The 22,599-nt window shown below is 63.3% G+C and carries 24 protein-coding genes; 10 read left to right on the plus strand and 14 right to left on the minus strand.

From position 1 onward, the window contains the following. Positions 1 to 9: 9 nt before the first annotated feature. Together IVA91_RS06985 and IVA91_RS06990 are read right to left on the minus strand one after the other, a co-directional pair. Positions 10 to 756, minus strand: coding sequence for an ABC transporter ATP-binding protein (locus IVA91_RS06985; protein ID WP_247281660.1), 747 nt, complete (start codon positions 754 to 756; stop codon positions 10 to 12). Further along, positions 749 to 1,504, minus strand: a complete 756-nt coding sequence (locus IVA91_RS06990) for an ABC transporter ATP-binding protein (RefSeq protein WP_247420082.1) — start codon at positions 1,502 to 1,504, stop codon at positions 749 to 751. Before IVA91_RS06990 ends, IVA91_RS06985 begins: the two co-directional genes overlap by 8 nt. A gap of 351 nt (positions 1,505 to 1,855) precedes the next feature. On the opposite strand from IVA91_RS06990, the gene IVA91_RS06995 reads away from it, so the two are divergent. Next, positions 1,856 to 2,503: a hypothetical protein gene (locus IVA91_RS06995; protein ID WP_247458483.1), complete on the plus strand. Its 648-nt coding sequence runs from the start codon at positions 1,856 to 1,858 to the stop codon at positions 2,501 to 2,503. Here the strand turns inward: IVA91_RS06995 and IVA91_RS07000 are convergent. Further along, on the minus strand, positions 2,500 to 2,874 hold the full coding sequence (locus IVA91_RS07000) for an ArsC family reductase (RefSeq protein ID WP_247281689.1): 375 nt from the start codon (positions 2,872 to 2,874) through the stop codon (positions 2,500 to 2,502). The two genes, IVA91_RS06995 and IVA91_RS07000, sit on opposite strands and share 4 nt — an antisense overlap. Positions 2,875 to 2,975: 101 nt before the next feature. On the opposite strand from IVA91_RS07000, the gene IVA91_RS07005 reads away from it, so the two are divergent. The 3 genes from IVA91_RS07005 to IVA91_RS07015 all read left to right on the plus strand — a co-directional run bounded on the left by IVA91_RS07005 (position 2,976) and on the right by IVA91_RS07015 (position 5,069). After that, a complete protein-coding gene (locus IVA91_RS07005; RefSeq protein ID WP_247281662.1) occupies positions 2,976 to 3,347 on the plus strand; it encodes a tRNA-binding protein in 372 nt (123 codons plus the stop codon). A 219-nt stretch (positions 3,348 to 3,566) separates the two neighbouring features. After that, entirely contained in the window at positions 3,567 to 4,199 is a 633-nt protein-coding gene (locus IVA91_RS07010; RefSeq protein ID WP_247420086.1) for a TetR/AcrR family transcriptional regulator, read from the plus strand. Between the two features lie 3 nt (positions 4,200 to 4,202). Then, complete coding sequence (locus IVA91_RS07015) at positions 4,203 to 5,069, plus strand: sulfite exporter TauE/SafE family protein (RefSeq protein ID WP_247420088.1); 867 nt, start codon at positions 4,203 to 4,205, stop codon at positions 5,067 to 5,069. Here IVA91_RS07015 and IVA91_RS07020 read toward each other — a convergent pair. The 4 genes from IVA91_RS07020 to IVA91_RS07035 all read right to left on the minus strand — a co-directional run bounded on the left by IVA91_RS07020 (position 4,987) and on the right by IVA91_RS07035 (position 6,979). Next, on the minus strand, positions 4,987 to 5,691 hold the full coding sequence (locus IVA91_RS07020; RefSeq protein ID WP_247420090.1) for a glutathione S-transferase N-terminal domain-containing protein: 705 nt from the start codon (positions 5,689 to 5,691) through the stop codon (positions 4,987 to 4,989). The genes IVA91_RS07015 and IVA91_RS07020 overlap by 83 nt on opposite strands. Positions 5,692 to 5,779: 88 nt before the next feature. Next, entirely contained in the window at positions 5,780 to 5,926 is a 147-nt protein-coding gene (locus IVA91_RS07025) for a hypothetical protein (RefSeq protein WP_247449254.1), read from the minus strand. A gap of 77 nt (positions 5,927 to 6,003) precedes the next feature. Beyond that, complete coding sequence (locus IVA91_RS07030; protein ID WP_247420092.1) at positions 6,004 to 6,246, minus strand: hypothetical protein; 243 nt, start codon at positions 6,244 to 6,246, stop codon at positions 6,004 to 6,006. Between the two features lie 67 nt (positions 6,247 to 6,313). Next, entirely contained in the window at positions 6,314 to 6,979 is a 666-nt protein-coding gene (locus IVA91_RS07035) for a DUF429 domain-containing protein (RefSeq protein ID WP_247458484.1), read from the minus strand. Between the two features lie 463 nt (positions 6,980 to 7,442). Between IVA91_RS07035 and IVA91_RS07040 the strand changes: the two genes are divergently transcribed. Further along, a complete protein-coding gene (locus tag IVA91_RS07040) occupies positions 7,443 to 8,783 on the plus strand; it encodes an RtcB family protein (RefSeq protein ID WP_247420095.1) in 1,341 nt (446 codons plus the stop codon). Positions 8,784 to 8,857: 74 nt separating this feature from the next. Here the strand turns inward: IVA91_RS07040 and IVA91_RS07045 are convergent, their stop codons facing one another. The 4 genes from IVA91_RS07045 to IVA91_RS07060 all read right to left on the minus strand — a co-directional run bounded on the left by IVA91_RS07045 (position 8,858) and on the right by IVA91_RS07060 (position 13,002). Beyond that, a complete protein-coding gene (locus tag IVA91_RS07045) occupies positions 8,858 to 10,045 on the minus strand; it encodes a serine hydrolase domain-containing protein (RefSeq protein ID WP_247458485.1) in 1,188 nt (395 codons plus the stop codon). Between the two features lie 69 nt (positions 10,046 to 10,114). Continuing rightward, positions 10,115 to 10,807 (minus strand): GNAT family N-acetyltransferase, encoded by a 693-nt coding sequence (locus IVA91_RS07050; protein WP_247281671.1) that lies wholly within the window; start codon positions 10,805 to 10,807, stop codon positions 10,115 to 10,117. Between the two features lie 4 nt (positions 10,808 to 10,811). Then, entirely contained in the window at positions 10,812 to 11,159 is a 348-nt protein-coding gene (locus IVA91_RS07055) for a Lin0512 family protein (protein ID WP_247420102.1), read from the minus strand. A 178-nt stretch (positions 11,160 to 11,337) separates the two neighbouring features. Further along, positions 11,338 to 13,002 carry an acetolactate synthase large subunit gene (locus IVA91_RS07060; protein ID WP_247420105.1) on the minus strand — a complete coding sequence of 555 codons (1,665 nt, stop codon included), beginning with the start codon at positions 13,000 to 13,002 and terminating at the stop codon, positions 11,338 to 11,340. A gap of 387 nt (positions 13,003 to 13,389) precedes the next feature. Here IVA91_RS07060 and IVA91_RS07065 point away from each other — a divergent pair, with 387 nt between their 5' ends. Beyond that, positions 13,390 to 14,262 carry a bifunctional helix-turn-helix transcriptional regulator/GNAT family N-acetyltransferase gene (locus IVA91_RS07065; protein ID WP_247458486.1) on the plus strand — a complete coding sequence of 291 codons (873 nt, stop codon included), beginning with the start codon at positions 13,390 to 13,392 and terminating at the stop codon, positions 14,260 to 14,262. Between the two features lie 57 nt (positions 14,263 to 14,319). Next, entirely contained in the window at positions 14,320 to 14,706 is a 387-nt protein-coding gene (locus IVA91_RS07070) for an ester cyclase (RefSeq protein ID WP_247420109.1), read from the plus strand. Between the two features lie 21 nt (positions 14,707 to 14,727). On the opposite strand, the gene IVA91_RS07075 is transcribed toward IVA91_RS07070, so the two are convergent. Continuing rightward, positions 14,728 to 15,948 carry an MFS transporter gene (locus IVA91_RS07075; RefSeq protein ID WP_247420110.1) on the minus strand — a complete coding sequence of 407 codons (1,221 nt, stop codon included), beginning with the start codon at positions 15,946 to 15,948 and terminating at the stop codon, positions 14,728 to 14,730. A gap of 380 nt (positions 15,949 to 16,328) precedes the next feature. On the opposite strand from IVA91_RS07075, the gene IVA91_RS07080 reads away from it, so the two are divergent. Together IVA91_RS07080 and IVA91_RS07085 are read left to right on the plus strand one after the other, a co-directional pair. After that, positions 16,329 to 16,790 (plus strand): cupin domain-containing protein, encoded by a 462-nt coding sequence (locus IVA91_RS07080; RefSeq protein ID WP_247420111.1) that lies wholly within the window; start codon positions 16,329 to 16,331, stop codon positions 16,788 to 16,790. Positions 16,791 to 16,842: 52 nt separating this feature from the next. Continuing rightward, positions 16,843 to 17,340, plus strand: a complete 498-nt coding sequence (locus tag IVA91_RS07085) for a peptide deformylase (protein ID WP_247420112.1) — start codon at positions 16,843 to 16,845, stop codon at positions 17,338 to 17,340. Between the two features lie 108 nt (positions 17,341 to 17,448). Here the strand turns inward: IVA91_RS07085 and IVA91_RS07090 are convergent, their stop codons facing one another. Further along, entirely contained in the window at positions 17,449 to 18,330 is an 882-nt protein-coding gene (locus tag IVA91_RS07090; protein WP_247281678.1) for an AraC family transcriptional regulator, read from the minus strand. Positions 18,331 to 18,542: 212 nt separating this feature from the next. Beyond that, positions 18,543 to 19,796, minus strand: a complete 1,254-nt coding sequence (locus tag IVA91_RS07095) for a serine hydrolase (RefSeq protein WP_247420113.1) — start codon at positions 19,794 to 19,796, stop codon at positions 18,543 to 18,545. Positions 19,797 to 21,000: 1,204 nt separating this feature from the next. On the opposite strand from IVA91_RS07095, the gene IVA91_RS07100 reads away from it, so the two are divergent. Further along, the gene (locus tag IVA91_RS07100; protein WP_247420114.1) at positions 21,001 to 22,455 is read left to right on the plus strand and encodes a metallophosphoesterase; all 1,455 of its coding nucleotides are present in this window, start codon (positions 21,001 to 21,003) and stop codon (positions 22,453 to 22,455) included. Positions 22,456 to 22,599 lie beyond the last annotated feature (144 nt).

Genomic DNA, 22,599 nt, shown 5'->3' on the forward strand with positions numbered 1-22,599 from the left:
TTGGCAGTTCTAGACACCCAAATAGGTGTGGAGCTTGTCCATGTTGGCGGCAAGCTCCGCATTGGAAAATCCGTCGATGATCTTGCCGTGCTCGACCACGTAATAGCGGTCGGCGACAGTGGATGCGAAACGGAAGTTCTGCTCGACGAGAAGGATGGTGAAGCCTTCCTTCTTGAGCCGCGCAATGGTGTGGCCGATCTGCTGGATGATGACGGGCGCAAGGCCCTCCGTCGGCTCGTCCAGCATCAGGAAGCTCGCGCCAGTGCGCAGGATGCGCGCGATCGCCAGCATCTGCTGCTCACCGCCCGAAAGCTTGGTGCCCTGGCTGTTGAGCCGCTCCTTCAGGTTCGGGAACAGGTCGAAGATCTGATCGAGCGGCAGCCCGCCTTCGCGGACCACCGGGGGCAGCAGCAAATTCTCCCGCACGTCGAGACTGGAGAATATGCCCCGCTCCTCGGGGCAGAAGGCGATACCCATCCGCGCGATCTTGTCGGAGGTCGCGCGGATGATGTCCTGATTGTTGAACTTCACCGAGCCGGTTCGCTTGCCGATGATGCCCATGATCGATTTCAACGTGGTCGTCTTGCCGGCGCCGTTGCGCCCGAGCAGGGTGACGACCTCGCCCGCATTCACGTCGAAGTTGATCCCGTGCAGGATGTGGGACTCGCCGTACCAAGCTTCCAGGTTGCGGACTTGAAGGATGTTTCCGCCGGTCGCGGCCTTTGCCGGAGCCTCGGCGATCGCAGTGTCAGGCATGACCGGCTCCCAGATAGGCTTCCTTGACGCGCTCGTCCTTGGTGAGCTCGGAGTAATGGCCCTGCGCGAGCACCTGCCCGCGCGTCAGCACGGTGATGATGTCGGAGAGATTGGCCACGACGCTCAAATTATGCTCGACCATCAGGATGGTATATTTCGCGGAGATGCGCTTGATCAGCGCCGCGATCTTGTCGATGTCCTCGTGACCCATGCCGGCCATCGGCTCGTCCAGCAGCATCATCTCGGGGTCGAGCGCGAGCGTGGTTGCGATCTCCAGTGCGCGCTTGCGTCCGTAGGGCATCTCGACCGCCGGCGTATTGGCAAACTCGCTGAGGCCGACATCGTTCAACAGCTCGCGCGCGCGATCGTTGAAGCAGTTGAGCACGGATTTGGAGCGCCAGAAGTCGAACGAAGAGCCGTGCTGGCGCTGAAGGGCGACGCGGACGTTCTCCAGCGCGGTGAGATGCGGAAAAACCGCCGAAATCTGGAACGAGCGAACCAAGCCCATGCGCGCCACGTCGGCCGGCGCCATCGCAGTAATGTCCTGTCCCTTGTACAGGATCTTTCCGGCAGACGGTTTGAGGAACTTGGTCAAAAGATTGAAGCACGTCGTCTTGCCGGCCCCGTTCGGACCGATCAACGCATGAATGCTCCCACGGCGAACCTTGAGCGCAACGTCGCGGACGGCGAAGAAGCCCGCGAACTCCTTGGTCAAGCCTTCCGTTTCGAGAATGAACTCATCGGCCAAACAGATTTCCCCCTGCCCGCGCGACGCGCTGGCCGCGCGTGGCTGTCCTTGTTGCTTCGGCTTTCCGGAGGCCTTGGAGCCCCTCCGGAACGCCGCCTCCGGGCGCGGAATATGCCGGAGGTGACGGGGGTTAGGCAAGGCGGAAAGCTGAGCAGATCAGGCCTCCGGCTGGGATACAAATGCTCCCTTAGTCGGAGATGTTTTGATGTCGTGCCTGCCCGGCCTCCCGGTTCGCAAGGCACCGGTCGTCAAGCCGTCGTTAACGGTCTTTCGTCTCCCGCGCCAGCCTTCATAGAAAATTTTCCCGCGGCATGGATCATGTGCGGGTTTTGACATGCCGGGAATATTGTTTTGGATTTCGCAAGCGCCGCGCCCTCCGTCGTCAAGTCGATCAGGCAGCGTGATCTCCTGAACACGTGGCTGCGACTTTATGCGCGCCAGCAGGTCGCACCGGCGATCTGGGAGTACCAGCCCGCGCGGCTCGAGGAAGAGCTGTCCGATCTCATCTATTACACGGTAGACAATTCGACGCCGACGCCGCACCTGATCATCCAGAGCGAAGGCACGCGCATCTCGCGCGCCTATGGCCACAGCGGCAAAGGCACCCTGCTGCACGACTATGTCGGACCGCGGCTCGCGCCCTTCGTGATGCCCATCTATCACGAATGCGTTGCGCGCGGGCTTCCGATCTACAGCGTTGCCGACATCGACGACATCTACGGTCGCATCGTCGCCTACGAACGGCTGTTGCTGCCGTTCCTGACCGAGGACAAGGTCAGCCACATCATCGCGTCGGTGAAGACCTTCTGCGAGGACGGCGGCTTCGAGATCAAGAATCTGATGCGCGGAAATGACGCGCCGCCGCGTCCGAGACTGCGCGTCGTGATCGACCGCGACCTCTTTCATCGCGCGCCTGGTCGCATCGCAGCAGCCGACGTGGTCGAGATCGCCGACCAGTCCGGCCCAAGCGTCACCGCCGAGACCATCGAACTGAATTAGCGCGCCTTGGCTTCAGCGTTCTTGGCGCCGACTTCCTTGGCATAGATATCGGGCTTGAATCCGACCAGCAGCTTGCCGCCAATTTCCAGCACCGGCCGCTTGATCATCGATGGTTGCGCTAGCATCAACGCCAGCGCCTTCTTCTCGCCGAGCCCTTCCTTGTCGGAATCGGGGAGCTTTTTGAAAGTCGTGCCGGCGCGATTGAGCAACGTCTCCCAGCCGACCTTTTCGCTCCATTGCTTGAGCTTGTCCTTCTCGACTCCCGCCGTCTTGTAGTCGTGAAACTCGTAAGGCACGCCATGGCTGTCGAGCCAGGTGCGCGCCTTTTTCATGGTGTCGCAGTTCTTGATGCCGTAGATGATGTTGGGCAAGTCGTCCTCGCGCATGCGTCGCATGGTGACCGCAGCGTTGTACGAAACTCCGGTTCGCGCGACAATATTGCGAACGACGCCATTTGCCGAACGGATGGACTATGCACGTCACTCACGACCCCGCGGCCGCCGCCTCGCCGGCCATCGACTTCAACAGCTTCCTCGCGGTCGATATCCGCGTCGGCACCATCGTCGACGCCAAGCCGTTTCCGGAGGCGCGCAAGCCGGCCTTTCGGCTATGGATCGACTTCGGCCCTGCGATCGGCGTCCGCAAGAGCTCGGCGCAGATCACCGAAAATCATCCGCTCGAGACGCTGGTGGGGCTGCAGGTCGCGGCCGTCGTCAATTTCCCGCCGCGCCAGATCGGCCCGGTCGTATCCGAGGTGTTGACCCTCGGTTTCCCCGATGCTGCCGGCAAGGTCGTGCTGGTGCAGCCGAGCAAGCCCGTGCCCAACGGCGGACGGCTGTTCTAGCGGCACCCCGAGCCAAGAGCCGCCCCGCCGCCGCTGGCAGGGCGCGTCAGCCACTTCACCGGCTTGTCTCCCGGTCCGGCGCCGGCAGGTCTTGACCTCGCTGCCGCTCTGCTTTAAAAATGACTGATCGATCGTTTTTCATGTAGATCACCGAGAATTTGTCCGTCGCTGACAAACCTCCAAAGTGATCAATCTGTCAGTTATTTATGGACTGAGCCGATGCCCAAGATCAGCGACAAGAAGCGCGAAGGCCGGCGGCAGCAGATCCTCGAAGCGGCCCTCGCCTGCTTTGCCGAGAACGGTTTTCACCAGACCGGCATGGCCGATATCGTCAAGCGATCGGGCTTGAGCCATGGCGCGGTCTATCTCTATTTCCAGAGCAAGGACGATCTGATCGAAGCGCTCGCGGACGACCGGCATCGCCGTGAGGCCGTGCTCAACTCGGTCGCTCAAGGATCGGGCGATCCGATCGAAAGGCTGCACGCGCTGGTCCGCGTCTACGCGCAATGGCTTACCGATCCCGCCGGCGAGCCCCGCCGCCGTGTCGGCATTCATGGCTGGGCCGAAGCGCTGCGCAACCGCCGCGTCCGCAGCAGCGTCGTCGAAGGCATCGACATGCCGCGCGCGATGATCGTGGCGCTGGTCGAGCGCGGCCAGCATGACGGACTCATCAAGCGCGACCTCGGCGCCGAGGCGATCGCGCGCGTGCTGATCGCGATTTTCCAGGGTTTTGTGCTGCAACAATGCTGGGGCGAGGATTTTGACGTCGACGCCTGCATGATGGCCGTTGACAGCGTGGTCGACGGCCTGCGCACGACCAAGGCGGACGTCAAGCGACGAACCAGGACATGAACGATGACCTGGATATATGAACTCCTCGCCGGCGCCGGCGTCGGTCTGGTCGCCGGATTGGCATCGGGCTTCTCGGGCAGGAGCCCCGGCGGCGGCCTCGTCATCTTCTCCGTGCTGTTGCTCGGCGCCGAGCAGCACGTCGCCCAGGGCACATCTCTGATCGCACAAGTGCCGCCGACGGGCCTTGCGGGCGTACGCCGCTACTGGCAGAGCGGCAACCGCAGCCCGCTGCAATGGATCGTCTGGATCGGCATCGGATTTCTCATCGGCGGCGCCAGCGGTAGTTATGCTGCGGCCGCCACGCCCGACACAGTGCTGCAATGGACCTACGTCATCTATCTCGTCGCGCTGATCGCGGCGCTGGCGCTACGCCGCGACCGCAAGGACGGCGAGAGCAAGGCCGGCGATCCCGCCGAATTGCAGTGGCTCCCTCTGCTGCTTATCGGCGTGCTCGCGGGCTTTTCGTCCGGCTTCATGGGCATCGGCGGCGGCCTCGCGATCACCGTCGGCCTCGCCGCGGGCCTGCGCGTACCGCAGCATCAGGCACAACTCGTCAGCCTCATCTTCTCGGTGATCCCGACCAACAGTCCGGCAGCCTGGATTTACTGGAGCAAGGGACTGATGGTCAGCTGGCCGGCCATCATCGGCATTCTGGCCGGCCTCTGGATCGGCACCGATCTCGGCGCACGCATGGCCAATGGCGTCAGCAAATCGGTGCTGCGCCGGACCATGATCGCCCTCGTCGCGCTGATGGCGCTCTACATGACGTACAAGGCGCTGGCTAGCCTCACGGCCGTTTCGGAATATTCAGCCCGCGCTGCACCGCCGGACGCGCGAGACCTCGTTCAAGCCAAGCGCCGACCGATTTGAACTGGCTGAACTCGACGAGATCGCCTGCGCCGTAGAAGCCGATGAGATTACGCACCCAGCCGAGCATCGAGATGTCGGCGATGGTGTAATCGTCATCCATGAACCAGTGACGGCCGGCGAGTTGCGTCTCCATCACGCCGAGCAAGCGCTTGGACTCGCTCACGTAGCGTTCGAGTGGCCGCTTGTCCTCGAAATCCTTGCCGGCAAATTTGTGGAAAAATCCCACCTGGCCGAACATCGGCCCGATGCCGCCCATCTGGAAGTGCACCCATTGGATGGTCCGATAGCGGCGTGCGGCGTCTTCCGGCAGAAGCTTGCCGGTCTTCTCGGCGAGGTATTGCAGGATCGCCCCGGATTCGAACAGCGGCAGCGGCCTGCCGCCCGGGCCGTTCGGATCGAGGATCGCCGGGATCTTGCCGTTCGGATTGAGCGAGAGGAATTCGGTCGTCTTCTGGTCGTCCTTGCCGAAATCGACGAGGTGGACTTCGTAAGGCAATCCAATTTCCTCCAGCATGATCGAGACCTTGACGCCGTTCGGCGTCGGCAAGGAATAGAGCTGGAGCAGTTCGGGATGTTTCGCCGGCCAACGCTTGGTGATGGGAAAGGCGGATAGATCGGACATCGGACCTGTGGTGCATGGACTGAGGCGTGCACAATCTAAGCAGGACGCCGTCCGGCGCAAGTCACGATTCGTCCCGGCGAACCCGCGCTTATGGCGGCAGCGTTGCGAGCGCCACGATCGGAATCATTGCTTCATGTTGCAATCGGTACTCGATGAACCGTTGGCCCGTGATCAACAGCAGGGCCGTAAAGGCAACCGCGAGCATCGCGGTCGCCAATTGGCAGGTGTCATACATAGTTATCTTGTCCCTCAGCAGCCTTTGGCTTCAACGTCGGCTCAGGAACCATGTTCCTTGGCCGCTTGAAAATATTGCTACTTTTTCCCGGTCATCGAGACAAAGCCCCTTGCGCTGTTCCAAGCGCCCGCGCAGGGACCATTAAGCCTTCCAAGCGTTATCGCCGGATGAGCATCGAGAAGCGCGCCCTGCTGGACCATGCTGAGCGGTGCCGCCGCGTCGCCGGCGATCTCGCACATAGCGAAGCTGCCCGGCGGCTGCAGTCCATGGCCGAGGAGTACGAACAGAGAGCAGCAAGGCTGGACGACGATGGCGTTCATCTGAAGCAGAGTTATCCTCGCCGGCGCTACACGGGAGACGGAAGCGATCGCGAGGGCTAAGGAGGGCTCAATAGTTGATCTTCATTCTCAGGCCTCGCGGATCGATCTCGTCGTCGCCGACACGTTGCGTGCTCTCGCGCGCCGCGACCGCGCAGGCGCAGGCATCGATCAGATCGTCACGGCCGATGCCGGTGCGATAGCGAAGCGTCAGCCATGTCTCGATCTTGGTGAAGCCCCGGTCTCTCAGCAGAGCAATACGCTGCGCTTGACCACGCGATGACGTCTTCGGCTCAAGCCGAACTCGTCCGGCCAGATTCCAGAAGATCAATTCAGGATGGGCCTCGCCGATCGTCGGTTGCCGCGCCGGCGCCATGGCATCGTCGACCTCCTTGAGCTTGTCTCTGATGTTCCAGAGCTGCGCCGATACGCCCCTGCCCTTGCCCTCCTGCTCCCAGTAATAGCGATTCGCCGCAGCCATATCCGGGAACGTCCACAGGTCGCGGCGCGCGCCGAGAAACACGGCAGGGCCGATCAATTCGCGCGCACGCAGATCGCAAGCGCGATAGCCGCTCGGATTCAAGCCGATCGGCATGTCGATCATCGCGCGCGCATGCGGCAACGCGAGCAGGCGCGTCAGGCCCGGTGAGTAATCGAAGCCGTGATCGCCGCGCTCATCGATCCAGGCAGCGACCCAGCCGAAGCGAAATCCATCGAGACCGAGATAGGTTGGCACTCATTCGTCCATGTCTTGCGTCCATATCTTGCAATTTCACACGCGCCGTTGCTTGACAACCGCGGGTTGCCTCCCGCGGCCTCGCGAGCACTTCCGTTCGCGACCGACAACATGAACCGAGCGATGCTGTACCGCTACGAAAGATTTGCGCGACTGTCGAACGGCCTTCGGCCAATCCGATGTCGCATGCCCGGCTCATCGGAGCGATCTTGCCTAACCGCAAGATCGACAGTCCGCTTCTCACGGACCCTCCCGAGCCTGCCGCTCCGGAGGGTTTTTTGTTGCCCGCGGCGCTTCTCCGAAGCCTCGGTTGCGTGGATCACTACCTCGAAGACGGCGTTGAATTGATGCGAAACGACAACGAATCCGGACGCGGGACTGCGCCTGGAACCAGCGAAATCTCTGACAGGAGCCGCGCGTCCACTCTGTGGTGCGCGCAGGAAGTGAAGCAGGAATCACGGCCATGCGACGATCCGATCCCTACATGGAACGCGCCCGCGAGCTCTGCCTCGCCGCCGGTATCGATCCCGACTCGCGCGTCGGCGAAGGACGCGGCCAGCCGGCCTGGTGCTCGTACCGCGACGCCGCGCGCAAGGAGCATCTCGCCCGCGAAGCCAACACCGCCGCGAGCGAGATCGCGAAGCTGCGCCCGCAGGAGGCGCGCTTCCAGAATGCGCCGCTGAAGATCTTCGGTCCGCATGAGGAGGCGACCGTGGCGCAGATGCGCAACTGCATGGCGGTCGGCAATGTCGTATCCGGCGTGATCTGCGCCGACGGCCATCTCGGTTATGCCCAGCCGGTCGGCGGCGTCATCGCCTATGAGAAGCAGATCAGCATCTCCGGCGTCGGCTTCGACATCGGCTGCGGCAACATGGCCGCAAAGCTCGACACGCGCTTCGACGATATCGTCGACATCGTGCCCACGATCATCCGCGACGTCGCCAAGACGATCTCGTTCGGTGTCGGCCGCGCCAATGCCGAGCGGGCCGAGCACGCGCTGTTCGACGACGGCCATGCCTGGCGCGAGAGCGACATGGAGGCCTATCGTCAGAAGGCGGCGAGCCAGCTCGGCACGGTCGGATCGGGCAACCACTATGTCGACCTCATGCGCGACGAGGAAGGCTTTGTTTGGGTCGGTGTCCACTTCGGAAGCCGCGGCCTCGGGCACACCTCCGCGACGCGCTATCTCAAGGCCGCCGGCGGCAAGGATGGCATGAACGTGCCGCCTGCCGTGGTCGACGAGGAGTCCGAGCTCGGCCGCCGCTACATCGCGGCGATGCAGCTCGCCGGACGTTACGCCTATGCGGGCCGCGAGTGGGTCGTCGAGCGCGTTCGCCGGATCATCGGCGGCAGCGTGACCGAGAGCGTGCACAACCACCACAACTACGCCTGGCGCGAGACCCACGACGGCCGTGATTTGTGGGTGGTGCGCAAGGGCGCGACGCCGGCGTTTCCCGGCCAGAAGGGATTCGTCGGCGGCTCGATGGGTGATGACGCCGTCATCCTCGAGGGCGTCGACAGCCCCGAAGCCAAGGCCTCGCTGTACTCGACCGTGCACGGCGCCGGCCGCCTGTTCGGACGAAGGGAGGCGAAGCGGCGCTTCTCACGCGCGGAGATGGACCGATGGCTGAGCGAGCGCGGAGTCACCCTTGTTGGTGCCGACCTCGATGAAAGCCCGATGGCCTATCGCCGCCTGCCGGACGTGCTGGCGCAGCACGCCGGCACCGTGCGGGTGCTGCACACGCTGCGGCCGTTCGCCGTCGCCATGGCCGGCGAAGGCGAGTTCGATCCGTGGAAGGACTGACGAGGACGGGCGGGAGGCAACGCCTCCAGCTCACCTTGTATCTGGCACAGCCGACGAGCCAGGCCGAACTCTCGTCATGTCGCGCCGACCGCCTGATATGCCAGGCGCTTGAACTCGAAGAAGAAGGGATTCCAGAACCCCATGTAGCGCTGGGCCATCAGCACGCCGGCGGTGTTGGCGTCAGGGCAGATCCACCAATGGGTGCCTGCAAGCCCGCCCCACTGGAATTCACCAGTCGAGTTCGGAGGATCAAACGGCGTCGGCGCGAAGGTGACGGCGCCACCGAGGCCAAAGCCCTTGCCGGGGATCGGCCCGAAATTGGCGAAGCGGATGGTCTGGCCAACGGGCAGCTGGTTCGTCATCATCTGCCGCAGCGTCTCCGGCTTCAGCAGCGCATCAGAACCGGGCAGCAACGCGCGCACCAGCGCCAGCATGTCGGGCAAGGTCGAGACCAGACCGCCGCCGCCGGACAGTCGCGGCAACGGCCGCCGATAAGCCTGCGGATAAGGCAGATGGTCGGCCCGCGTGAGGCCGGGCTTCATGGGATCGAGCACATCAGCGCCGTTATAGAGTGCGACCAGCCTGCCCTGCTGCGCTTCCGGCACATAGAAGCCTGTATCGGTCATGCCGAGCGGATCGAAGATGCGCGCTTTGAGGAAAGCGTCGAGCCGCTGGCCGGAGACGACCTCGACGACGTGGCCGAGCACGTCGGTCGCCACCGAATATTCCCAGCCGGTGCCGGGATGATAGGACAAGGGCAGATCGGCAAGCCGGTCGATCATGTCGGCGAGCGGCGTCAGCGGATTGAGCACGCGCGCCTCGTTGTAGCCTTTGAACAGCACCGTGCCCGGATCGAAGATGCCGTAGCTGAGCCCGGACGTGTGGGTCAGCAGCTGTCGGATCGTGATCGGGCCCCTCGCCGGCTCGACATCGGCAAGGCTCGCAGCCCCCGGCTTCAACACCGTGCGATGGCCGAGCTGCGGCAGAAATTTCTCGACGGGATCATCGAGCCCGACGCGGCCTTCCTCGACCAGCAGCATGATGGCGCAGGTGACGAAGATCTTTGTATTGGAAAATGCACGAAAAATGTGGTCGGGCCGAAGCGCGGTGTTGGCCTCGCAGTCGGCAAAGCCGACGCATTGCTGGTCGACGACATCGCGCCCCCGCAGCACAGCCCAAGATGCACCGGGGATGATCTCCTGATCGACGTAGCGCTGCATCGCCGTCCGCGCGGCGGAAAAATCAGGTGTCCTGGCGTCCATGTGTTTCCCCAAATTATGGTTGGGAACGATATAGCGCGAATTCGCCGGATATGAAGCCCGCGGCGCAGCTCATTCCTGCTTCATCAGCGCCGTCACGTGCAGGCGACGGCGAATCCGCATGCCCTGCCGCTGATAGAGCGCGATGGCGGACGCGTTGTTCGAAAATACGTGCAGGAAAGGAATTTCGCCGCGCGCCTCGATCTGCCGCGCGACCGCCGCGAGCAGCGCCTGCGCATAGCCGCGGCCGCGATGATCAGGATGCACGCACACGGCCGTCATTTCCGTGAAATTGCCTGGCTTCATCCGCTCGCCGGCCATGGCAACCAGCTCGCCGCCGGCACGGATGCCGAAGAACGTCCCCAGTTCGTGCGTGCGCAGCGCGAACGGGCCCGGCTTGGTCAGCTCTGTCAGCGCCATCATGGCGGGCACGTCGGCGGGTCCCAGCGTGACGATCTCGGCATCGCGGAGCGGGCTGTCGGCGGGCGATCCGATCATCTGCTCGCCGGTCTCGGCGAGCACGACCTTGAAGCCGGCGGGCACGTCCACCGGCTCCGGCGTAAACAGCGCAGCTACTTGCGATCCCGTCATGAGATCACCGAGCGCAGCAAAGCTTGCTGCGGACAGGTCGATCATGTCGGCAAACGGCGTCATGTCCACGGGATAGCGCAGCGCCCGCGGGCCGCCTTCGGCCAGATGCTTCTGGCGCGTTGTCAGAGCGCTCCAGATCGGACGATCCAGCAGCGCCATATCGCTGTCGGACACCGGCCTAATCCTTGTCGAAGCTCACGATCACGGCCGCATTGGCGATGAGGATGGGGTCGTTGGCCACTTCCGTGGCGGAGGGAATCTCCAGCCCGCCCTTGACTGCGTTGACGGTCACTGTGCCGTAAGGCAGCTCCTTGGCGACGGCTTCCTTGTCGACGGCTTCCGGATTGGGCACGGCGATCGTGACGTCGACAAACATGTCGTTCGCGGTCTTCCCGATCATCCGGAAAAAGCCGAGGCTCGAATGCCTGATCGCGTCCGACACCGCACGTTTCGCCGCCTTGGTGGCATCCCTGCCGTGGATGTCGACGCCCATGCCCATCTCGGTGACACAACGAACCCGGGTCATTTCATATTCCTGTGGTTGGTTGGATGTTGCCGCAAGTTGTTATCGCATTCGGGCTGGTCGGCATACCCCGTCATTGCGAGGAGCGAAGCGACGAAGCAATCCAGACTGCCTCTGCGGAACGGCTCTGGATTGCTTCGCTGCGCTCGCAATGACGGGTGTGGCGAAGTGTCGAACACACTTACGCCTTTGACTTTTCATGCGCCCGCAGCTCGTCGACCAGCACCCGCACGTTCTCCGAATAATCGATCGGAATCGAGACAAGGTGCACGCCGCCCTCCTTGAAGGCTGCCTCCAGCGTCGGGCCGAAGCTGTCGATGCTCACGATGCGATGCCCCTTGGCGCCGTAGGCCTTGGCATAGACGACAAAGTCAGGGTTTCCAAAGGTCATGCCGTAATCGGCAAAATGATCTACCGCCTGCTTCCAGCGGATCATGCCGTAGGCGTTGTCCTCGAGCACCAGCACGACGAGATTGAGCTTGAGACGGACGGCAGTCTCCAGCTCCTGGCTGTTCATCATGAAGCCGCCATCGCCGGCAACCGCGAGCACACGGCGGTCCGGATGGAGCATCGCGGCCATCATTGCCGACGGCAGGCCGGCACCCATCGTCGCCAGCGCATTGTCGAGCAGCAGCGTGTTGGCAACGCGAGTGCGGTAGTTGCGCGCGAACCAGATCTTGTACATACCGTTGTCGAGCGCGACGATGCCGTTCTCCGGAATCACCTGGCGGATGTCGTGCACGATCCGCTGCGGTGTCGGCGGCCAGCGCGCCTCGGTGGCGCGATCGGCGATGTGCCTGAGAATCTCTTCGCGTAGCGGCAAAAGCGCCGCCGCCTGCGGCAGCTTGCCTTCGAGCCGGTCGGCGAGCAGCTCCAGGCTCGGGCCGACGTCGCCGACGACCTCGGCGTCTGGAAAATAGACCAGCTCCACGCTCGCCGGTGTATAGCTCACGTGAATCACCTTCGGCCCCGCCGGCCCCATGATGAAGGGTGGCTTCTCGATGGGGTCGTGGCCGATCGCGACGATCAGGTCGGCGGCATCGATCGCGTCATGAACGTAGTCGCGTTCGGACAGCGCGGCGGTCCCCATATAGAGGTTGGTGCCGCCGGGCACGGTGCCCTTGCCCATCTGCGTGGTGAAGAAGGGAATGCCGGTCCGCCGCACGAAGCTTGCGATGCCATGCGTCGACCGCGGCCGGCTGGTCGCCGCGCCCATCATCACCAGCGGACGCTTTGCAGCCAGGATCATCTCGGCGGCACGGTCGAGCGCGGCACGATGGGCGACCGGAATTTCGATCGGATGGACCGGGATCACCGGGACGGCGGATACTTCGTCGCCCGCGATATCTTCTGGCAATTCGAGATGAACCGGCCCGGGCCGTTCTTCCATCGCGACGCGAAAGGCGTCGCGCACCACGGTCGGGATGCTGGAGGCGCTGACGATCTGCCGCGACAGCTTCGTCAGCGGCTTCATGGTCGCGACCACGTCGACGATCTGGAAGCGCGCCTGCCGGCTGCTCATGATCGGCTTCTGACCGGTGATCAGGATCATCGGCATCGCACCGAGATGTGCATAGGCCGCGCCGGTGGACAGATTGAGTGCGCCGGGTCCAAGCGTCGATAGACACACGCCGGGCCTGCCGGTCAGCCGCCCATGCGTGGCAGCCATGAAGGCTGCGGCCTGCTCGTGGCGCGTCAGGATCAGCTCGATCCTGGAGGTGCGGAGCGATTCGACGAGATCGAGATTCTCCTCACCGGGGACACCGAAGATGCGGTCGACGCCCTCGTTCTCCAGCGCGGCGACAAACAGGTCCGATCCTTTGACTTTGTGGTCCTGTCCGCTCATGTGGTCTCCGCTTGCTGTACGTCCCACGCTCCGGGAGCGGCCGCATGGTAGCGGCTCGCAGCACGGGCACAACTCACAAAGAGGCGCGCGAGAGCTCCAGTCTCGTCATTGCGCGCAGCGAAGCAATCCAGAGTCGCTCCCGGATCCATTTCTGCACTGCTTCGCTGCGCTCGCACTGAGAGAGTGTGGAGCGACAGCATCCACCTCTCGCGTGTCCCGGCCGCGGTGCGGCACGCGTGACCGGCGGCTCGCGCGGCATCGCCGCGGCGATCTCCGGTCGGTGGCGCAAGGGAAGCGCGGTTGCGATCAATTGTGCGCCTATGCGAGGACCTCCTGGCATGCCCAAAGCGATTGACAGCAGGATATACCTGACTAAAGTCAGACATCATGCTCGACCCCGTCTCCCGCGTCCGCCGCTTCAACCGCGCCGTCACTTCCGCTGTCGGTGCGCTGGATACCTCGTTCCTGGGCCGCGGCCGGCCGCTTGGCGCGGCGCGGGTGCTCAACGCGATCGGCCACGGCCGCTCGGACGTGGCGGAGATCCGCGACCATCTCGGTCTCGATTCCGGGCTGATGAGCCGGCTGCTTCGCAGCCTCGAGGACGAAGGGCTGATCGAGACCAATGCACGCGAAGACGATGCGCGCCGGCGCATGGCAAAGCTCACGCGCGCGGGCCGGCGCGAGTTCGCAGCCTATGAGGCGCTGTCGAACGCGCAGGCGGGCGGCATCCTCGCGCAACACTCGCAAGCCGAGGCGCTGCTGGCGGCGATGGACCTGATCGCCTCCGCGCTGACGCGCGAGCGTGTCAGACTGGACGAGATGGACCCGCAAAGCGCGGAGGCCCGCTATTGCCTCGGCGAGTACTATGCCGAGCTCGGGCGCCGCTTCAAGCAGGGCTTCGACGTGTCGCGCTCGCGTGATCCCGATGCCAAGGACATGCGCCGGCCGCGCGGCACGTTCATCGTTGCGATCTCGGACACGCTGCCGATTGGCTGCGTCGGGCTGAAGGGCACCGATCACGGCTATGCGGAGATCAAGCGGCTGTGGGTGGCGCCCGCCGCGCGCGGGTTGCGGCTCGGCCGCCGCCTGATGGATGCGACCGAGGATGCTGCGCGCGAGCTCGGCATCAGGCTGCTGCGGCTGGACACCAACAGCGCGCTGCCCGAGGCCGGCCAGCTCTACCGCAGCACCGGTTGGCGCGAGATTCCTCGCTTCAATGACGATCCCTATCCCGATCTGTTCTTCGAAAAGCGGCTGTGACGCCGCGAGGCGAATTCGCCTCCTGCTGCGTTATCCTTGCAGCATGGGAGCTTCACGATGAACAGCGCCGACCTCGCCGACCGCTATCGCAATTACATCGCCTGCCTGAACCGGCAGGACTGGCCGGGCCTCGGCCAGTTCGTGCATGACGATGTCGTCCGCAACGGCCGCCCGCTCGGCCTGTCTGGCTATCGTGCGATGTTGGAGCAGGACTTTCGCGACATCCCGGATCTGCGTTTCAACATCGCGCTGCTCATCTCAGATCCGCCCACCATCGCCTGCCGGCTGGCATTCGACTGCACGCCGGCCGGACAATTCCTGGGGCTCGAGGTGAACGGCAGGCGCGTGTCCTTTTGCGAGCACGTCTTCTACGCGTTTCACAATGGAAGGATCCGGCAGGTCTGGTCGGTGATCGACAAGGCGGCGATCGAGGCGCAGCTCTGATGCTGCGCCTCGATCATGAACTTATGCCGGCGCCGCTGCCACCTCGCCTTGCGGCTTTGCGAACGGGCGGAACGTCATTGCCATCAGGAACGCCCCGAGACCCATCGCCCAGGAGGCGATATAGAGCCAGGCATAGCTCGAGAACGCGTCGTAGATCAGGCCGCCGGCGAGCGGACCGGTTGCCATGCCGAGGCTGCCGGCCATCGCCGTGCCGCCGATCACCGTGCCCATCATCTTGAGCGGAAAGTTCTCGCGGATGAGGACGGCGTAGAGCGGCATGGTGCCGGCATAGATGAAGCCGAAGACGGCGCCGACCGCGTAGAACGTCGTGAGCTGATGCGCGAAGACGTAGGCGAGCGCACCGAACGCCTGGAGCAGGAGGCCCGAGACCAGCACGCGCTTGGCGCCAAAGCGGTCGCCGAGCACGCCGAAGGCGATGCGGCCGCCCAGGCCGGCAAAACCTTCGATGCTGTAGATCGTCACTGCCGCGACCAGCGGAATGCCGCAGCTCACGGCATAGCTGACGGTGTGGATGATCGGACCGGAGTGGGTGGCGCAGCAGAAGAAGTTGGTGGCGAGCAGGATCAAAAATTGCGGCGAGCGCAATGCCTCGCCCATCGACATCTCGCTTTGCCCGGCGCCCTCGCCCGCTGGTGCGGCGGCCGCGTGCGCGAGCGCCGGCGGACGGCGCACCAGCAACGAGACCGGGATCATGATGGCGCCGACCACCAGGGCGACAATCTGCATCGAGGTCCGCCAATCATGGCCGGAAACGAGCCAGGCCGCGAACGGCGCCATCGTCATCGGCGCCATGCCCATGCCGGCGGAGACCAGCGACACGGCGAGGCTGCGATGGGTCTCGAACCAGCCGGTCACGGTCGCCATCATCGGCGCGAAGATCGCCGCGCAGGCCGCCCCGACCAGGAGCCCGAACACGAACTGGAAAACGATCAGCGAGGTCGCATGGCTCGCGGCGAACAGGCTCAGCGCCAGCACGGTCGATCCCGTCAGCACCACCGGCCGCGGCCCAAATCGATCCGTCAGCGTGCCCCAGGCCATGCTGGTGAAGGCCATTGCCAGAAAGCCGATCGTCATCGCGCTGGAGATGCCGGTCACCGACCAGCCGGTGTCCTTCGCGATCGGCTGCAGGAACACCGGCAGCGAAAACATGCCGCCGATCGCAACGCAGCCGAGCAGGCCGCCGGCGGCGACGATCACCCAGCGATAGGGGGATTGGGTCATTTGGGTCTCCCGTTCAGGTCTGTCTTGCGTGGAAGACGAATGGGAACAGCCGGGGTCGACAAGCCGACGTAAAATTTTGCGGCACGTTTTGTGATCTGCCAGTAAAAGTCGCGAAAACAACCCCATGCACAGTAGCCGGGTGCTGCAAGATCAACGACTTAGGGTGCTTGCACCTCACGATGTGCGAACCGCGATTTGACACGTCGGGCAAAACAGCTGCACAATGGCATCATCCCGCTGATCCTGACCTGGTCCACGATTGCGATCGTGACCATTCGTCCGTCCGCTCTCCAGACGCTCGCCGCGCCGCGTGCGGCTGTGTCCGACGATGCGTCGCGATGTCTCCTCCATCGGCGCGCTGAAATGCAGGGAACCCATCCATGCCGAAGATCGACCTCGCCACGGTGCCGGCCCGTAAGGGCTCCGGGTATCCGGCGCCCTTCAGCACCCCATGCGCCGACCGCATCCGGCAGCGGCTCGGTGATGCCGGAGGCCTGTCGGATTTCGGCGTCAACCTGATGCGCCTGCCGCCGGGCGGTTGGTCGAGCCAGCGGCACTGGCATTCGCACGAGGACGAATTCGTCTATGTGCTGGAAGGCGAAGTGACGCTGATCGAGAACGACGGCGAAACCGTGCTGCGCGCGGGCGATTGCGCCGCCTTCCCCAAGGCAAGCGGCAACGGCCATCACATGATCAACAGATCGAAGGCGACGGCGGTCTATCTCGAAATCGGCTCGCGCTCGCAAGACGACCTCATCACCTGCTCCGACATCGACATGATGAGCCCGGCATCCGACGGCCGCTTCCTGCACAAGGACGGCACGCCGTATCCGGACGCGTGAAGCGGACGCAACGGGCGATGCTCCAATAATTGGCAAATGGTAGAAGCCCTGCATGACCATCCGCCCCCTCCTCCGCTACCCCGACCGCCGACTCGCGACGCCGGGGTGGCCCGTGACCGCGTTCGACGACGGCTTGCGCGAACTTGCGCACGACTTGCTCGACACGATGCGCGCCGCGCCGGGCATCGGCATCACCGCGCCGCATATCGGCGTGCCCTTGCGCGTCGTGGTGCTCGAGCTCAACGCCGGGGACGGCCCGCTCACCTATGTCAATCCGGTCATTGAATGGGCCTCGCCCGAGATGATCCTGCATCGCGAAGGCAGCGTCTCGATGCCCGGGGTCAACGACGAGGTCCAGCGCCACGCGCGCGTGCGGATCAGCTATCAGGACCTCGACGGCAACACACGAACCGAGGAATCGGACGGCCTGCGCGCGGTGTGCCACCAGCACGAGATCGACCAACTCGACGGGATGTTCTGGATTCAGCGGCTGTCGCGGCTGAAGCGGGAGCGACTGGTGAAACGGTTCGAGAAGATATCGCGAAGTTGAGGCGTCGCCGGGGCGGCGATGATGCTCATTCGCATGAAGAGTTATGGCCCGGCGGTCATGGATAACGGCCTGTCCGTTGCTCGCGATCCGCTGGGACAGGCCGAGGACCTATTTCAGCGGCAGAAAGAGCTCCGCGACCGTCTCATGCTCCGGCACCTCCGGGAAGAAGCTCAGCCGCTGGCAATAGATCGGGAAGTCGCGCGCTTCCTCGCCGCTGGCCGGAAGCCAGTCGCGATAAAGATAGAGCGCGGCGGGCTCCAGATTGTTGGTGTAGCCGACCACGCGCAGCACGGCGCAGCGGCCGCCGGGGATCTCGCCGGCCTTGATCCCTTCGCCATTGGCCACGATCGCCCGGTCGGTACCGACGCAAAGGTCCACGCTGTAGTCGGCGGGCGAGGCAGGACGCCGTTCGGAGCGCCAGACGTTGAAGGTCGGATTTGTCCTGGGGTGCAGGCCCGCTGCCTTGCGCCACGCGATGAAGCGCTGGAGGGTAGCTTGTAGCGTTGCCGGGTCGCCTCGATGCTCCATGATCGCCACCTTCGTGGTGGGCACATCGCGGATCGTCACGTCGTCACGGGTAAAGGTCGTCTGCATGAGCTTGCTCCTCGCGTTGTCGAGAGGCCCGAAGGCCGCAAGCCACGGTTCCCAGTCGGGAGATTTCCGGAACGACGACGGCGATTGCCCGAACCGTTGCCGAAAGGCGCGGGCGAAGGCGTCCGGTGCGTCGTAGCCGGCCTCGATCGCGATGTCCGTGACTCTCTGCGCGTCCGTGTAGGCGAGCTGATGCGAAGCGCGCTTCATGCGGGCGAGCTGGACATAGCGATGCACGGACAGCCCGAAGGTCGCCGAAAACTGCCGGTGGAAATGAAATTTCGAGAAGGCCGCAACACCGCTCAACGTGTCGAGGTCCAGATCATGGTCGAGATGCCGGTCGATATGGTCCAACACCCGTCGCATCCGGTCCTGATAGGTTTGCAGCGCCGCCTTCATCGTCCTTCCTCCGTGGCGGCTCCAGTTAGCTGCGGACGGCCATGGCGTGCTCGACCGATCTTGCGGTTTGTACTGTCGTCGCCCGGCTCGACCGGGCGACCCAGTACGCCGCGGCCTCTCGGTTCAATCATGATCGTCTCTGGATACTGGATCACCCAATCAAGTCGGACGATAACACCGAGCGTGTGGCGCGAACGGGCGCCTCGGCCACCCTACCCGCCCGCCATCAGCTCCTTCGCCAGCGCCATGTAGGCCGGCAGTGTCACGGGATCGTTGGCGGCGTTGCCCGCCATGGGATGCGAGGCATAGCGGGCGATCACCATTTCGGCTTTGGGATCGATGTAGATGCCCTGGCCGTGGACGCCGCGCGCCATATAGGCGCCGTGGGCATTGTGGCTGACCCACCATTGATTGCGGTAGGAGGCGCCCGGCAGCGTGGTGTAGCCGGCCGGCTTGAATTTCTGGGGATCGCCGCCGCGCGCGATGTCCTCGACCACAGACGAAGGCACGATCTGGCGGCCGTTGAAGCGGCCGTGATTGCGCATGGTCTCGCCGAAGCGGGCGAGATCGCGCAGTATCGTGGAGAGACCGCCACCGCCGCTCTCGGTGCCGATGCGGCCGACGTGATAATGCGCGTCCTCCTCTGCACCCATCGGCTGCCAGATGCGCTCGGAGAGAAGATCGGACAGCGTCATGCCGCTGACGCGGCAAATCCAGGCCAGCACGTCGGTGTTGATCGTCTTGTAGGCAAAGGCCTTGCCGTGCTCGCCCTGCTTCTTCTGCGCGATGAGGAAATCGAAGATCGTGGTCGCGCCGTCATAACCCGGCGGGATCGGCGCCATGCCGTTCGCACGTCGCAATCCCCACACATCCGAATTCTTGTCGGTGTAGACCTCCGTGTATGCGAGCCCCGTGGTCATATCCATGACCTCGTGCACGCGCGCGTCGGCGAACGCGCTTGCCTTCAGCTCCGGCACATAATCCGTGACGGGCGCCTGCGGATCGATCTTGCCCTCGGCGACCAGCATGCCCGCCAGCACGCCGGTGAACGACTTCGTCACCGACATCGCGATATGCGGTTTGTGCGGCTTCAAGGCACCGAAATAGCGCTCATAAATCAGCTTGCCCCGATGCAGCACCGCGATGCCGTCGGTGTAGGTCTCCTCCAGCATTTTTGCGAACGTAAGCGGGCGGCCGTCCATCGTAATCGAGGCGACCGCGCCGATGTCATGGTCCTCCCGCGGCAGCACCGACGCCGGCCCCGCCCCGCGCCAGACGTTCACCGTCGGCACCAGCTGGCGGATGTTGCTCCAGGCCCAGCGCAGTTCGGGGAAGCTGCGGAACGAGCCGTCCTGGAAGGTGATGATGCGGTCGGGGGACGGCGGGAAGCCGCGCATCCAGCCGAGGGTCTCGGGGTCGGTGGTGGTGGAGGTGGGCTGTTGGCTGGGCGCGATCGCAGTGGGCATTATGGCGAGTTCCTGACGTTGATTTTGGGTTTCCTATCATGGACGAAAGCGGCGGACATAAAGCCCTCGCCGGAGCGCCGAGGGCTTGCCAACGGACGGTGAGATCAATCCTTCGTTGTCATTGACAACCTCTGGTAATATAGAAGACAAGTTCTCTCACTTTTAAAACAGCTCCGTTCCGGCGCGTTAAAACTGTATTGTGCCCCAGGGACATGTCCTGCGACGTTACTCCGGAAAGAGATGACCAGATCATTGATCTGTTGCCGCCCCAAGTGGACGACCGACAATCTTCGGTCACTCCTCCTGCGCCTCATCCGCTCGACTTCGACTGGCGCTATGACGACGCCACTGCGGAAGCGCTCGTAAGCTTACTAGGGAATACCACTCCTATAGTCGCCATAGGAGCTCCAACTGTTGCTCGCCTCCTGGAAGCAGCCGGTAGCGACGTAACGCTGGTGGATCGTCAACCTCTCCAGGCAGTCCGCCGACAGATTGTGTGTGACGCGGCCAATTTTGGCGCGGACCGTAGCTACGGTGCGGCGCTCGTCGATCCACCATGGTATCCTGCTCAGCTCGCGAGCTGGTCCGCGGCAGCTGCCAGGGCTGTCGGCCCGGGCGGCACGGTCTTCGTTTCAGTATGGCCTGACACAACGAGACCTTCAGCGGCCGCAGAGCTGACGCTCCTATTCAGTCAATTTTCGCACTGGGCTCAGGTCAACCGCAATGCAGCAGCACTTCACTATGTGACGCCTCTGTTTGAGGCGGTAGCGCGCAAATATGGAGGCGATACCGATTTATCGAAATCACCGCTGATCGGAGAACTTGTGCGACTTGATGTCCGCGTTATCCCATCAGCTTGTCCACCAAGGGAAACAGCAGCCGAGTGGTTGCGTTTGACGATCGATGACTACCAGCTGGCGATAAGGCGCCGACCTGGCGATGGCCCAATTAGGATGCAGCGTGTTGCATCGGCGGACGGATGGCACTGGCCATACGTCAGTGCTCGCGCGCCGGGTATTGATCAAATCGATATCTGGAGCTCCAGTGGCGAAGTCGCGACACTAGGATCATCGGAGCGCATGATCACCACGTTACGGGCGGCCTTGCGCGCTTCGGATTACAACGACTTCGAACGGGCACTGATCGAAGCGCCCGGCCTTCTCGCGTGGCACATCCCGCGCCCACCATATCGGAGAGTGATCCAATGGCACCACCGGCAATAGCCCTTCGATTCCGCGACACCACGCCGGGAATTGACACCATTGCAGCGCACCGCGAGTTGATCGCTCAAACAGGTCGCGTCGGATGGGGCTGGTGGAAGAAGACGTTCGAACCCGCCGAGACGGAAAAGATCGTAACGCTTCTAAACGACCAGCAGGAGATCGGAGTCGTCCTTATCGACCGGACGGCCGAACGCGCGTACCTGTGCGCTTGCGTGGGATTCGTCGAACCAAAGGCGGCAGAAACGGGCATCGTTCCTGCGTACTACAGACACGATCTTGACAAGACAGCCGGCGTATTCATCCTTCGGTCCATAGAAGACCAAAGATACGACCAGACGCTGGCTGATGCGATCAGGGAGCAAACCTTCCTGTGGATCGGCGCAGTGGCCGATCCTGCTCTTGGCCACATAGCATCGGCCGCTGAGGCGCCGGGTCGATCATGTGTCCTTCATCTATCTGACCTGCACTTCGGAAAAGACTACGGCTTCCGCCTCCAGGACGAGGACGTCGGGATTGGTGACGGCCGCCAGACGCTCACGGCATGTATAGTCGCCGATCTCGATCGCCTTGGCCTGACGAACGACGTCGCCGCTGTGATCGTGACCGGAGATTTTATGACGCACGGTGACTGGGCTGCTGCACCACGTCGCGCGGCGCTTGCTGAGTTTGAAGCATTGCGTAAGCGGCTGGGGCTGCAGAAGGATCAGATCATCGTAGTACCTGGCAATCACGACGTTGTGCGGTATTCCGATGCTTCCACAGTCACCGTTCGCGAGAACGCAGTAGAGAAACAGGCCAATTATGAGCACGAAACGATGTTCAGAACCTTCGTCGACGAGTTAGTCGGCCGGGATTGGAAGGCATCGCTAAACTACGTCCGCAGAGTGCATCTTGGCGCGGCTGATCTCGACGTCTGCGTGCTGAACTCATGCACAATCGCTGCGACTGAATGGACAGAGTACGGCTATGTCGGGCGCAACGGCCTGGATGCCATAGCTGATCTGGCAAAGCAAAAGGTGGAACGCCCGACGTTCCGGTTTCTCGCTATCCACCACCATTTGCTCCCCGTGGCAAACGTGGAAGCCCCCAAATCAAAAGGCGTCACGTTGACGCTGGACGCGTCCGAAATATTAGCCGCAGCACAGCGCGCGGGCGTCAACGTGGCTCTTCACGGACATCAGCACAAACCGAAGATCGCCATGTATCAAAGCCTTCCGCTCAATGGCGATTCAGCTGGTACGCCAATCCACGTTATCGCTAACGGCAGCGCGGGTGCAAAGAATGAACGGCTGCCTCCCGGCGAGCGAAATACTTATTGCCTATTCCGTCTTCGAGCAGACGCGATCGACATGTGGATACGGGAATTGCGGCTTGACGCGGTCGCCGGAGCGCAGGTGTTCCACGGCGCACTTCCAATAACTCCGGTTGTCGCCTGACTAATCCAGTGATCGATACGTGGCGACGCCGCACGCTCCTACTCCCACTCTATCATTTCGAAGGGCGTTTCGTCGTTGATTTGTAAGCACAAATTTCCAAGACTGACGGACAAATGCCGACGGTATACCCGCCGCAATTTTTTC

The sequence above is a fragment of the Bradyrhizobium sp. 153 genome, from assembly GCF_023073835.1.
Classification (GTDB): Bacteria; Pseudomonadota; Alphaproteobacteria; order Rhizobiales; family Xanthobacteraceae; genus Bradyrhizobium.